This is a genomic window from Labilibaculum sp. DW002, assembly GCF_029029525.1.
GTDB classification, from domain to species: Bacteria; Bacteroidota; Bacteroidia; order Bacteroidales; family Marinifilaceae; genus Paralabilibaculum; species Paralabilibaculum antarcticum.
Genome location: NZ_JAKJSC010000002.1, coordinates 522,102 through 536,958 on the forward strand (window position 1 = coordinate 522,102; position 14,857 = coordinate 536,958).

General features: G+C 37.3%; 6 protein-coding genes. All 6 read left to right on the forward strand.

All coding sequences use genetic code 11. From position 1 onward, the window contains the following. Nucleotides 1-7 precede the first annotated feature (7 nt). The 6 genes from L3049_RS13730 (at nt 8) to L3049_RS13755 (ending at nt 14,835) form a co-directional block, all read left to right on the forward strand. Nucleotides 8-2,719, forward strand: coding sequence for a glycoside hydrolase family 3 protein (locus L3049_RS13730; protein ID WP_275110387.1), 2,712 nt, complete (start codon nt 8-10; stop codon nt 2,717-2,719). A gap of 254 nt (nt 2,720-2,973) precedes the next feature. Then, nucleotides 2,974-4,422, forward strand: a complete 1,449-nt coding sequence (locus tag L3049_RS13735; RefSeq protein WP_275110388.1) for a sulfatase family protein — start codon at nt 2,974-2,976, stop codon at nt 4,420-4,422. Between the two features lie 109 nt (nt 4,423-4,531). Beyond that, nucleotides 4,532-7,042 (forward strand): glycoside hydrolase family 95 protein, encoded by a 2,511-nt coding sequence (locus tag L3049_RS13740; protein ID WP_275110389.1) that lies wholly within the window; start codon nt 4,532-4,534, stop codon nt 7,040-7,042. A gap of 74 nt (nt 7,043-7,116) precedes the next feature. Next, a complete protein-coding gene (locus L3049_RS13745; protein WP_275110390.1) occupies nt 7,117-10,473 on the forward strand; it encodes an SGNH/GDSL hydrolase family protein in 3,357 nt (1,118 codons plus the stop codon). A gap of 38 nt (nt 10,474-10,511) precedes the next feature. After that, nucleotides 10,512-12,176 carry a hypothetical protein gene (locus L3049_RS13750; protein WP_275110391.1) on the forward strand — a complete coding sequence of 555 codons (1,665 nt, stop codon included), beginning with the start codon at nt 10,512-10,514 and terminating at the stop codon, nt 12,174-12,176. A 28-nt stretch (nt 12,177-12,204) separates the two neighbouring features. Then, nucleotides 12,205-14,835: a glycoside hydrolase family 31 protein gene (locus tag L3049_RS13755; RefSeq protein WP_275110392.1), complete on the forward strand. Its 2,631-nt coding sequence runs from the start codon at nt 12,205-12,207 to the stop codon at nt 14,833-14,835. Nucleotides 14,836-14,857: the final 22 nt, after the last annotated feature.

Consider the following 14,857-nt stretch of genomic DNA (forward strand, 5'->3'; position numbering starts at 1 on the left):
ACTATTTATGAAACTTTACCTAATCCCACTAATTACTATATTATCAGTATTCTCGGTTAATGGACAATCTCAATCTGGTCTAACACCTAAATACCTGGATTTGTCTCTTGATTTTGAGACCCGTGCTATAGATATCGTTAAGCATATGACCTTAGATGAGAAAATAGCACAGTTAGGAAATAAAGCTCCAGCAATTCCTCGGCTGGGTATTTTAGAATATGACTGGTGGAACGAAGCGTTGCATGGTGTTGCCCGTGCAGGAAATGCAACCGTTTTTCCGCAAGCCATTGGTATGGCAGCAACATTCGATACCGATATGATGAAGCAGGTAGCTGATATTATAAGCGATGAAGCAAGGGCAAAGCATCATGAAGCTCTTAGAAATAATGACTACCGAAGATACCGCGGTTTGACATTTTGGTCGCCCAACATCAATATTTTCAGAGATCCACGGTGGGGACGCGGACATGAAACCTATGGAGAAGACCCGTACCTTACTGGGCAAATGGGAATGCAATTTGTGAAAGGCTTGCAAGGTGATGATTCGAAATACTTAAAATTAGTTGCTACAGCTAAGCATTATGCGGTACATAATGGTCCTGAACCTGAACGTCATGTTTTTAATGTTGTACCCAATACCCGCGATTTATGGGAGACTTATTTGCCAGCATTTGAAAACCTTATGGTTGATGCCAAGACTTATTCAATAATGGGTGCTTATAATCGTGTTGATGGAGAATCATCGTGCGCCAGTTGGTTACTATTAGAAGATATCCTTCGTAACAAATGGGGTTTTGAAGGTTTTGTAGTTTCCGATTGCGGCGCTATTCGAGATATACATGAATTTCATAAAATAGTTAGCAGTCCTGAAGAAGCAGCAGCTATCGGTGTTCGTAAAGGTTGTGATCTGAATTGTGGTCCCGTGTATCAATCTGCTTTGAAAAAGGCCATTGAAATGGGGTATATCGATGAAGGTGAACTAGACTTATCTGTTTATAGATTAATGTTAGCCAGAATGAAATTGGGAATGTTTGATCCCGAAGAAATGGTTCCTTATGCTCAAATTCCTTTTGAACTTAATGATTGTGAGGCACATGATGAAGTTGCTTTGGGAATGGCTCAAAAAGCAATGACACTTCTGAAGAATGATGGAGTCCTACCTTTGAAAAAAAGTAAAATAAAGCGAATAGCTGTTGTCGGGCCAAATGCCGATAATCTTAGTTCTTTACTAGGAAACTATGCTGGAACACCATCTCATCCAGTGACAGTAATTAATGGAATTAAGAATGCAGTGGGCAAAAATATCGAAGTTACTTACTCCGAAGGTGTGCCGATGGTGATTTATGATGTCAATAAGAAATTTTTCCCCATCGTTGATAGTGAAAATCTATTTGCTTTTAACAAGAATGGAGATAAAGTACAAGGTTTAATTGGGCACTACTTTAACAATAAAGATTTAGAGGGTGAACCAGATTTGATTAGGGTAGACCCTAAAATAGAATTCAAATGGAGTAAAAATGAATCCCCAACAACTACTGATGTGGCACAGGGTATTCTAAGTGCTGATAAAGCAATTGATATTGATTCTTTTTCTGTGCGTTGGAAAGGTAAATTGGTCGCTCCAATGACAGGAACCTTTAAATTAGGAGCATCTTCTGATGATGGTTGCAGACTTTATCTTGATGGTAAAGTAATTGCTAATGGTTGGAAGGATCATGGATTGGAAACATTTGTCGCAGAAGTTGATCTAGTAAAAGGTAAGACGTATGATATTAAGTTAGAATATTACGATAATAGTTCAGGAGCTGAGGTAAATTTGATTTGGGAAACACCTGACATGATAGCGAATGAACAAATTGATCCTACCCAACTTTCGAAAGAAACCTTAGCGAATGTTAAAAATGCTGATGTTGCCATTTTTGTTGGAGGGCTAGATGCCTCTTGGGAAGGCGAAGAGATGGGAGGACGCGATAATATTGACGGTTTTTATCGTGGAGACCGAACTAAAATTGAATTGCCAAAAATCCAAATGGATGCTTTAAAAGCAATGAAAGAAACTGGAACTCCAGTAATATTTGTTCAAATGTCTGGAAGTGCCATGGCTTATGGAGGACTGGAAAATGAACTTAACGCCATATTAGTGGCTTGGTATCCAGGGCAACGTGGTGGTGATGCTGTTGCAGACGTTTTGTTTGGCGATTACAATCCTGCCGGTCGTTTGCCTGTAACCTTTTACTCCTCAACTGATGAGTTGGCTGATTTTAAGGATTATAATATGCATGCGGGCAAAGGTTTTACGTATCGGTATTATACCGGAGATGCACTTTATCCATTTGGGCACGGCTTGAGTTATACCACATTCGAATATTCAAATATAAAGATTGATAAAACTTCAATTAATAGCGATGATGATATTACGGTATCTGTACAAGTTAAGAATACTGGGAAATTAGATGGAGAAGAAGTTGTACAGCTATACATTAAGGATGTGAAATCCGATAAATGGATGGCCATAAAACAGCTTCGTAAATTTGAGCGAATAGCATTAAAAAAAGGAGAATCAAAAACCGTTAAATTTAATTTAAAGGCAAGTGAAGATCTACGTTATTACGATTCGATGTATCGCAGGTATGAAGTTGAAATTGGAGATTTTGAAATTCAGATAGGTGCGTCAAGTGAAGATATTCGATTGAGAGAGAGCATTTCTGTTGAAGAATAAAACGATTACAATAGCCAGTAGTTCATTAGTAGGCTAATAGTTTACGGCCAGCTTCAACTTTATTAAGTGCGAAGTTGGGAATCAACTACTGTTTTTATATTTAATGTTATGGTGTTGTTATTTCATTACCAAAACATGCTCCAAATTCGATTTCCAGTGTTGCAAATATATTTGCAGAAACATTATTGCCAGAACACCAAAGTTAATAAGAATAGGTGCATTTAAGATATACCTAAATAAAACTACTTAAGGATATGAAATTTTTAGTGAAAACATTTTTAATTGCATTAAGTGCTTTACTTTTTGTTGCTTGTCAAAGCGAGAAAAAGCAACCTAACTTTCTATTTGTACTTGTGGATGACCAATCTGCTTTTGATTTAAAAATTTACAATTCAAATTCTATTTTGGAGACACCTACGTTAGATAAACTGGCCGACGGAGGTATGGTTTTTGAAAGCGCTCGTAATATGGGATCGATGAATGGAGCTGTTTGTACACCATCTCGACACATGATCATGAGTGGACGAACCGTGTGGCATTTGCCTCCAAGTGCGGAGTTTCAAAAACAGATTGATCCACATCCTATTGATACGATGACAATCGGAGCTGTATTTAATCGTGCTGGTTATAAAACGATGCGTACTTGTAAGAAAGGAAATTCGTATCCGGGTGCCAACAGACAGTTTTCGGTAGTAAAAGATAAAACCAAACGAGGAGGAACAGAAGAAAGTGGCAGTGCTTGGCATTCTAAGCAAGTACTTGAGTATTTAAATGCTAGAGAAAGTGCACAGGAAAGCGATCCGTTTTTTATCTATTTCGGTTTTTCGCATCCACACGATACAAGGAATGGTACGCCAGAATTGTTAGCTAAGTATGGTGCTGTCAACCATAAAGATATAAACAGCCTTCCTCCTGCAAATCCAAAACAACCGCAGTTGCCGGAGAACTACCTTACTGCTCATCCATTTTTTCATGGACATCCTGAATTGCGAGATGAAGAAAGAGTAAGTGGAGTTTGGAAAAACAGAGACGAACAAACTATTCGTAATGAAATAGGACGAGAATATGCTTGTGATGAAAATATTGATATTCAGATAGACAAAGTATTGAAGAAGCTGGAAGAAATGGGAGAGTTGGATAATACTTACATTATTTATACAGCTGATCATGGAATTGCCATTGGACGTCATGGATTACAAGGGAAACAAAATTTATATGAGCACAGCTGGAAAGTTCCTTTTATTGTAAATGGCCCTGGAATTAAAGGCGGTACACGTGTAGAGGGAAATATTTACTTGCTAGATGTACTACCAACGCTTTGCGATTTAGCTGAAATTGAGATACCTGAAACTGTAGAAGGAAAAAGCTTTAAGTCTGTTTTGGAAGGTAAGGAAAATACCATTCGTGATACGATGTATGGGGTGTATTGTGGTGGAACAAAACCGGGTATGCGAACAGTGAAGCTTGGGGATTGGAAATTGATAAAGTATGATGTTATGGATGGAGCTGTTAGGGAAACACAACTGTTTAACTTGGCCGAAAATCCAAATGAATATTTACCTGAACATGGTAGAACGGGTGAAATGCAGACCGATTTGGCTGAAAATCCTAAATATGCTGATAAGCTAAAGGAAATGGAAGCTGTACTATTGGGTCAGATGAAAAAACATGATGATCCGTATCGTCTTTGGAATCAGAAATAATAACTGAAAAAATCTGATTCCTAGCAGGATAAAATACCGTGAGTAAAAAGTAGATTTTATTACCAAATTTTTAAAAAAAATCTAAGATTTTTAAGTAATACTGTTATAAATGATGAAAGCTATAATTAGTGTTTTTATTTTAATAATAAGTGTAGGTCTAGGAGATTGTTATTCCCAGGAAAATCAGAATTTAGTTTTATGGTACAATGCACCAGCAGCTGATTGGAACGAAGCTTTACCTTTGGGAAATGGCCGTTTGGGTGCTATGGTATTCGGAATTCCGGAGCATGAGAATATTCAATTGAACGAGAATACGCTTTGGGCTGGTGGTCCTCACCAAAATGATAATCCAGAAGCAAAAGAATCTTTAGCTGAGATTAGGAGCTTATTATTCAATGATAAATATGAGGAGGCTCATAATTTAGCCAACGCAAAATTCATTTCACAAACATCTCACGGGATGCCTTATGAAACGGTGGGGAATTTAAGGCTTAATTTTAAAGATCATGATAGCTATTCAAATTACTATCGTGAATTGGATATCGAAAATTCTGTTAATAAGACGACTTACACAATTGATGGAGTTGATTTTCAACGTGAAATATTTACCTCTTTTACCGATCAGGTGATTGTCATTAAGCTGACTGCGAGTGAAAAAGGGAAGATCAATTTTTCAGCAAACATGGATCGTCCGGCTCCTTCGAAGGTGACCATTTCTACCGAAAACAATGATGTTCTTAAAATGGTAGGACTAAGTAGCGATGGGAAAAACAAAAGAATTCCAAAAGAGAATCCTGCTATTAAAGGACGTGTAGAGTTTGAGTCTAGATTAAAAATTGTACCAGAAGGTGGAGAGCTATCTTCAAACGACTCAACACTAATTGTTACTGGTGCGAATAGTGCTACACTTTATGTTTCTATCGCTACCAATTTTGTGAATTATAAGGACCTAAGTGCCGATGCTCACAAAAGAGCAAGTGATTACATCTTGAAAGCCGAAAAGAAAAATTACGAGAACATGCTAAAAGAGCATTCGGCTTACTATCAGAAATTTTTCAACAGAGTCGCGCTAGATCTTGGGCAAACAGATTCTATCAATAATCCAACAGATATTCGCATTAAAGAGTTTAACACAGGAAATGATCCTGCTTTAGCTGCACTCTATTTTCAGTTTGGCCGTTACCTACTCATTTGCTCTTCGCAACCAGGAGGTCAAGCTTCTAATTTGCAAGGGATTTGGAACAACGAACTAACACCACCTTGGAAAAGTGCCTACACGGTTAATATCAATACCGAGATGAATTATTGGCCTGCAGAGGTAACGAATTTGGCAGAAATGCACGAACCGCTCATCGAATTGGTGAAAGATCTTTCTGTAACAGGTGGTAAAACTGCCGCAGACATGTATGGAGCCGAAGGATGGGTGACACATCACAATACGGATATTTGGAGAATTTGTGGTCCAGTTGATGGCGCTACATGGGGAATGTGGCCAAGTGGTGGAATGTGGTTGAGTCAGCATTTGTGGGAGAAATATACCTTTAATGGTGATTTGGATTATTTGCGTGACGTTTATCCTGCTTTGAAGGGATCTGCAGAGTTTTGCCTAAGCTTTTTAACTGCGGAACCTGATAATGGATGGTTGATTATGTCGCCTTCAACTTCGCCTGAAAACAGACCTGCACATCATCAAAATATGGTGAATATTGCTTACGGTACTACCATGGACAACCAGTTGGTTTTCGATGTCTTGACTAAAACGGCTCAGGCAGCTAAACTGCTAAATCTTGATTCGCAGCTAATCATCAAAATAGAAAATACACTTACAAAACTTGCCCCAATGCAAATTGGACAGCACAATCAAATGCAGGAGTGGATTCACGATTGGGACAATCCGGAAGATAAACACCGACATGTTTCACATTTGTATGGTCTGTATCCATCAAATCAAATTTCACCTTACCGGAATGCCGAATTGTTTGAAGCGTCAAAAAATACACTGATCCAAAGAGGTGATCCTTCTACTGGTTGGTCTATGAATTGGAAGATAAACCTATGGGCGCGATTGCTTGACGGAAATCATGCCTATAAAATGATGACGGATCAGATTAAATTGGTCGGTAGACCAGATTCTCCCAAAGGTGGTGGAACTTATACAAATATGTTAGATGCACATCCTCCATTTCAAATTGATGGAAACTTTGGTTTCACTTCAGGCTTAACTGAAATGTTGGTGCAAAGTCACGATGGTGCCATTCAGCTCATACCTGCATTACCTGATGTTTGGAAAGATGGAAGTGTTAGTGGATTGAGAGCAAGAGGAGGTTTTGAGCTTGAAAGCATGGAATGGAAAGACGGGAAATTGACGAAGGCTGTTCTTAAATCTAGTTTAGGCGGCAACTTACGTATTCGTTCTTATTCGGAGTTAAAATTAAAAGGTGATGGTCAGTTAGTAAAGGCTGTTGGTGAAAATAAAAACTTTTTTTATCAGACCCCATTGGTCCAAAAACCTTTAGTTTCGGACAAAGCAAAATTGAAAGGACTTAATTTAAGGGATACTTATTTGTATGATATCCCAACTGAAGCAGGACAGGAGATTGTTCTTATTCAAAAAGATTAAACTTTTACAATTGAATAAAATCTTTTAAACCAATTTATGATGAGGATTAATGTTCTTATAAACAAAAGATTAGCATGATGATAGGGTGCAAGCAAATTATTGTTTTTTTATTTTTAATTTATTCATTTAGTGCCTATTCGCAGGATATAAAATTTCAGGATGCACCTGAAGACTTTCAATTATATGCCCGTGATAAATCTGACAGCGCAATGGTTTCGGTACGTGGAAAGTATAAGAAAGGTCTAAAATATGAAATGGTATCACTTCATGTTTTTAAGGATAATCTACCTTATAACAGTCAAAAATGTGCATTAAAAAAGAATGTTTTCTCGGCGAATACGAAGATTCATTCTGGACTGCATGAGTTTCGTTTTGAGCTTCATTTTAAAGGTGGACTAAAGGATCGTATCGTTGTGGTAGCAGATAGTGTTGTTTGTGGCGATGCCTATATTATTACAGGTCAATCCAATTCACACGCAAGTAGCATGTATTCAAAATATAGCAGTGAATATTGCCGAAGCTTTGGTGTGAAAACAGGCTACGAAGCCTACAACGATCAGGACAAAAAGGTTCGTTGGGGACGTGCTACTGGGAATTGTCCAAGCTTAAAGAAAGAAGGCGGTTGGTTTATAAAAAACAAATTTGGTGTTGGCGCCTGGGGAATGGAGCTAATGCGATTGATTGAAGAAAAGCATAATGTCCCTGTTTGCATCATTAATGGAGGAAGTGGTTCTTCTTCCATTGAAAAAAACATGTTAGAAGGGCCTGAAAAAACATCGCTAGAAACCAGTTTTGGTCGTTTGGCTTATCGGGTTAGTCAAGCTGGATTGAAGGATAAGGTGAAGGCCATATTCTGGCATCAGGGTGAAACGAACTCAAAATTTCAGCAAAACAAGAGTAATTCGGATGAGAATTATAAAATCTATTCTGAGAACTTCAATATTCTTTATAATGATTGGAAGCGTGTTTATACAGGACTAGAAAAGGTGTACTTGTTTCAACTACACCCAGGCTGTGGAGGCGACTACCAATCTGAATTGCGAGAAATACAAAATCAGATTGCCAAGCATTATAAAATGATTGACATCATGTCTACCACAGGAGTTGTTGGGCATGATGGATGCCACTATGCTTTTGCAGGTTATTCTGAGTTTGCAGAACGTATTTTTCCACTTGTTTCTCGTGATTTCTATAAGGAACAGCCACAAGGAATTATTACTCCTCCTCAATTAATTGAAGCCTCTTTTTCAAAACTTGGAGAGATCGTTTTACAGTTCGATCAGCCATTGATTATGGAGGATAGTTTGGAAGTAAAAGGAATTATACATTATATAAAAGACCAATTTTTCTTCGATAATGATAAAAAGGAAAATTTGGTTGAGAAAGCCTTTGTAGATGGTAATAAGGTAGTGCTTTTTATGAAGAATACTACTTTCTATAAGTCTGTTACCTACCTACCAAACAAGTGTTATCTAAATACGAAGGATGTTTATGAAGGGCCATGGATATTTGGGAAAAATAATATTGGTGCTTTAAGTTTTGATAAAAGAACGATAGAGCTTCCTGAATCTGTTGGATTGAGACCTCAATGGAAAGGCTATGATTTACTTGATTCAACTTTGAATGGTGTTAATTTTAAAATTGTTTCTCCAAAAAAAGCGAATAAAAATAGAGATTGGATTTGGCGAGCACGTTTTTGGGGACATGAATCCCAAACCGATATCGCTCTGCTAGAACAAGGATTTCATGTTGCGTATATTGATGTTGCAGGACTTTTTGGTAGTCCAAAAGCCACAAAAATATGGGATAAGTTTTATGCTGTTGCAAGCGATAAATTTCAATTAAATAAAAAAGTAGTGCTCGAAGGCATGAGTAGAGGTGGGTTGATCATCTTCAATTGGGCGAATCAAAATGCCGATAAAGTAGCCTGTATATATGGCGATAATCCAGTATGTGACTTTAAAAGTTGGCCTGCAGGTAAATATAGTGGTAAAGGTTCGGCAAAGGCTTGGGAAAAGTGTTTGTCAGAATATGGATTCAATGCGCAAGAGGCACTTGAGGCCAAAACAAATCCCATTGATCATATGGAAAATGTTGCCAAGGCGCAGATTCCTGTTCTGTGTCTGGTTGGTGATGCTGATAAAGTGGTTCCTTTTGCCGAAAATACTGCTCTTTTGCAAGCCAAGTTAAAGCAATTAGGTTCGGATATGACCATCCTTCATAAACCAGAAGCAGGGCATCATCCTCATTCGTTAATTGATCCTAAACCTATTGTTGATTTCATATTAAAGCATACCGGCAATAAGAAGCAGCAGGTTTCTGAACGCCCAGAATGGAGCATGAATAATGTAACACTTCGAAGTGATTTCAGAAATTGCAAGCTTCAATTTGAACAACACAAAATGGGTCATGTGGCATTTATTGGTGGTTCCATTACCGAAATGGATGGTTATCGTCTAATGATTTGTAATTACTTAGAGAATCAATTTCCATCAACTGAATTCAACTTTACTAATGCCGGAATCGCTTCTACAGGTTCTACAACTGGGGCCTTTAGAATGGACCGTGACGTATTAAGTAAAGGCCCATTGGATCTGGTATTTGTAGAGTTTGCCGTAAATGATGATCAGGATGCGGCAGATTCATATGAAGAAGCCATTTTAGGTATGGAAGCCATCATCCAAAAAGCTAGAAATCACAATCCAAATGTGAATATTGTAATGACTTATTTTGTCAATCCCAATATCTTGACTGATTATCAAAATGGTAAAATACGTACCTCCATTGCTGCACACGAAGCGGTGGCAAAACACTATCATATTTCAACCTGTAATCTGGCCAAAGAAGTTGCTGACCAAATTGCAGTGGGAACATTGGATTGGAAAACTTTTGGAGGAACCCATCCTAATCATTATGGAAATAGCATTTGTGCCAACATGATTACTTCCATGCTCGAGAAAGCCTGGACCACAAAAACGAGTTTTAAGAATCCACGTGAAAAAGTGAGCTCTTTTAATTTCGAAAAGGGACGATTGGTGAATCCTAAGGACTGTGATTTTGATACTAAATGGTCGTATGGAGTTCCTGATTGGAATAAACTGAAAGGTGATAAACGTGAGCGATTTACTGCAATTGAAATGTTGAGCACAAGTAAAAAAGGTGCAGAATTAAGCTTTGAGTTTAACGGAACGGCTGTTGGTGCTTACGTCGTATCTGGTCCTGATGCTGGTATTGTAGAAGTAAGTATTGATAACGGTGATTATCATGAGTTTGATTTGTATCACTATTACAGCAAAAATTTACATTACCCACAAACCATACTATTTTCCTCAAAGCTTAAAAAAGGGAAACATACACTAAAATTACGAATGCTTAAAAAAACATCAAGTAAAGGAAGAGCAATGCGAATTATGAATTTTGTGCTTAATTAAATTTTAGATACAAATAAGAAATATAAATAACCTAAAACATGAATAATCTAAAATTATATACGAAGTTGGTATTTACTTTCTTCGTATTTACAAGTGCTTTTTGTGCACAACTTCTAGCGCAGAACCTTACAAATTCTCCCTTAATTTTGGATATGGTTCATCACAATCCTGGTGAAAAACCTTATGAATCGGCTTATAATAATCCAGAAGTGATTAAGGAAATGGGCTATAATGGCAAGGTCTATTTTCTTTTTGAATCACCAGCTTTGGCCATAAACTGGGAATCGGTTGATCCTGATATTTTACCTAAAGGTTCGAAAGAACGAGAATGGGCAGACAAAAAGGCGAGTCAAATTAAAAATATGCATGCTTCATGTGAAGAGCAAAACATGGCGATTTATGCGATGTCCGATCTTGTTTTGTTTCCAAAGAGGTTGATTGAAAAGTATAAAATTGAAGAAACATTTGGTGACCCCAATAACCAGCTAACAGAAAAGTTTATTCGTGCTCAAATTAATGAGATGTTCGATCAATTCCCAAGTCTTGATGGCTTGGTGGTTCGTATTGGAGAAACTTATTTGCACGATGCACCTTATCATCAAGGGGCGATAGACAACAAGAGCAATCCCGAAAAGACGATCATACCATTAATGCAAATTCTAAGAGAAGAGATCTGTGTGAATCGCAACAAGCAATTGATTTTTCGTACCTGGAATGCTTTTGATAGAAATAAGATAGCTTACATGAAGGTGAGTGATGCTGTGGAACCACATCAAAATCTGATTATTAGTATTAAGCAATGCGAAGGTGATTTTCATCGAGCTCGCCCATTTAGTAAATTGATTGGTCAGGGACGTCATCCTCAAATTATCGAAGTGCAATGTGCACGTGAATACGAAGGGAAAGGAGCTTATCCAAATTACATTGCCAATGGCGTAATTGAAGGCTTTGAAGAGCACAACAGAATGCCTGAAGAGCAGATAAATAGTTTGCATGAGTTTATTGAGAAAAGATCTGATATCTATGCTGGAATCTGGACATGGTCTCGCGGAGGCGGATGGGAAGGCCCGTATATAAAGAATGAAATGTGGTGCGATTTAAATGCTTGGGTGATGGCTCAGTGGGCAAAAGATCCAAGTCAAAATGAAGAACCTGTTTTTAACAGATATGCTTGTGAACGCTTAAATCTTAAAGGATCTGATATTGTTGCATTCAGGAAGCTTTGCTTGCTATCTGCTGAGGCAGTAGTCCGAGGTAGAAATACTACCCATTGTGACATGAACCCATGGTGGACTCGTGATCAAGGGATCGGCTGGCCTGAACCTGCAAAAGATTCGATTGCCCAAAAACGTAATCTAGAGCAAAAAGATGAATCCGTTGCCATGTGGAAAGAAATTGTTAAGCTTTCAAAAACGATTCATTGGTATGATAAGGAGACTCGTGATTATGCAATAGGTTCTGCAGAATATGGATGTCGTTTGTATAAAATATATCAGATACTTGTGTATATGTCTGATTCGGAAGCCAAAGGAGATGTAAAGAGTGTTAAAAAGTGGATTAAAGCATACGATAAAGCATGGATAGCTTATAATAAACTTCCTGAGCTGTATAATTCTGTGTCAACATTGTATACCCAAGAATACAATCGCCATATTACAAATAATGCACATTATAAAGTGAATAAACTTAGAAGTTGTAATTAGATTAATAAGGATAACTAAAATTAATTGGATGAAAACAATAATCATTAGTATTTGTGTGGTAATTTTTGGCTTGGCAGGATGCCAATCTAAATTTATTCACAAAATTGAAAAAGGTGATAACTCGGTAACTATTCATATAGATAGTTTAAACATTCATCTCGAAATTGTTGATGAATCCATTATTCATGTAAAAAAAACCTTAGCTGGTGACACAACTAAAGCACTACCTGATTACGTAACTGTTCTGGAAGTACAAAATGTTGCATGGAGACTAAAACAAAGTAAAGATCAGATTATTGTTAGTACAAACACATTAAATATATTGATTAACAGTGATGGAGCCATCGAATACCAAAGTCTAGATGGTAAGCAACTCTTGAATGAAACTAATGAATTAACGTACCTTAATTTAGGGGTGGAAAATGTTCATCAAGTATCTCAAGCTTTTATTGCTGGCGATGAGGCTTTATACGGTTTGGGGCAATACCAAAGTGGTATAATGAACTGGAAAAATGTCCCTATAAGACTAGAACAGTTTAACCAGGAAATAACCATTCCATTTTTGGTATCAACAAATAAATACGGTATTTATTGGCACAACTATAGTTTGACCGATTTTAATCCGACACAAAATGTGATCAAGTTTCCTGTGGTTAAAGGCGAAGTTAAAAAAAGTGATGATAATGATTTAGGAACTGATGTTGAAAATGTAATTAAGTCTAAAGCAACAGTAAACAAAAAGAAAAACATTCGTGAAACTACTTTTGTCCCTCAAAAAACTGGTCGATATACATTCTTTGTTGAAAGTAATACTGCGGTAAGAATGAGAGGAGAAATTCGAGTTACTATAGATCAAGATACGATTATTGATTATTCCACCATTTGGGTGCCAACCTGTTATTCAGGCATGAAAGAACTTGAGGCAGGTAAAGAGTATAAAGTTGTATTTCAAAATACTGGAGCTCGTATCGATGGAAAATTATCCTATAACGAGCCAGACTATAATAAAACAGTATTTAGCAGTGAAACTGGAAATGCTATTGATTATTATTTTGTTTATGGAGATAATCCAGCTGATGTAATTACTGAATATCAAAAATTAACCGGAAAAGCACCTTTGTTTTCCAAAAAGTCATATGGGTTTTGGCAATGTCGTGAACGTTACCACAATCAGGAAGAACTTTTAGAAAATGCAAAAGAATTAAGGAAAAGACAAATTCCAGTAGATAATATTGTTCAAGATTGGTTTTATTGGCCAGAAGGAACCAAAGGGCCAGAGTGGGATAGGGTAAAATATCCGAACCCGGAAGCAATGACCAATGAATTAAAAGATCTTAACCTTAATTTGATGGTTTCAGTTTGGCCAATGGTAAATAATGATCCTCTACTAGAGAATTATAATTTAAAGCAGTACAAATTAGGAGAGAAAAACCATAATCTAGACTTTTATGATGTAGGTGTAAGGGAGCGATACTATAAGATGTTAAGCGATAGCATGTTTAAAATTGGAGTAAATTCAATTTGGTTAGATGGTACTGAACCTGCGGGAAAACCGCATAAAAATGTTCAAACAGCTGTGGGGCCATTTAAGGATGTTTATAATACATACTCGCTTTTAGTTACCAAGGCAATGTATGAAGGAAGACGAAACGAATTTCCCAATGAACGTGTATTCAATTTAACCCGATCGGCCTATGCTGGACAACAGCGTTATGGTGCGGCTTCATGGTCGGGCGATGTTGCGGCAACCTGGGAGCAGTTTGCCGAGCAAATTCCGGCAGGATTGAATTTTACTATGGCAGGTGTGCCATACTGGACGCATGATATCGGTGGTTTCTTTCGAGATTCAAAGTCAATGAATCCTACTTATGATGATCAATACACTAATCCCGAATTTATTGAATTGATGGCTCGTTGGTTTCAGTTTGGTACGTTTAGCCCTATATTCCGAATACATGGTTATGTTTCGGAGACAGAGATTTGGCGGTACGGACAAGAGTTTGAAGGTATGGCACGTAAGTTTATCGATTTACGCTATCAGTTGATGCCATATATCTATTCGGAGGCTTGGAAAGTGACCAGAGATAGTAGATTGCTAATGAGTCCATTGGTTTATCAGTACCCTAATGATAAAAATGTTTGGGAAATTAAAGATCAGTTTTTCTTTGGTGAGTCAATGATGATTTGCTCAGTAACCAAATACAAACAGCGAAGTAAAGAGGTTTATCTGCCTGAAGGTGGTTGGTTCAATTTCTGGACCAATGAAAAAGTGTCTGGAAGCAAAACAATTATTGCTGATGCACCTTTTGATGGAACGCCAATTTTTGTGAAAGCAGGATCTATTATTCCAACAGGGCCTAAAATTCAGTACGCAACAGAAGAAACCGATGCTCCTTTACTTCTTAAAGTTTATCCTGGGAAAGATGCTGAGTATGTATTGTATTTAGATGATAATGAAACATACGCCTACGAAGAGGGTGCGTATTCTGAACTTGTTATCACTTACTCAGAGTCGAAGAAAGAAATACAGATTAAAAGTCATGCCGATGCGTACATTCATTTTGATGAAAACCCAATTGATCTTATTATTGAAATAGTTGGAGCAACGAATCGAGAAAAAGTGATTTTCAAGGGAGTAGATTTGAAAGTGAAGCTCTAAATATTAAAACACAAGAAGGAAA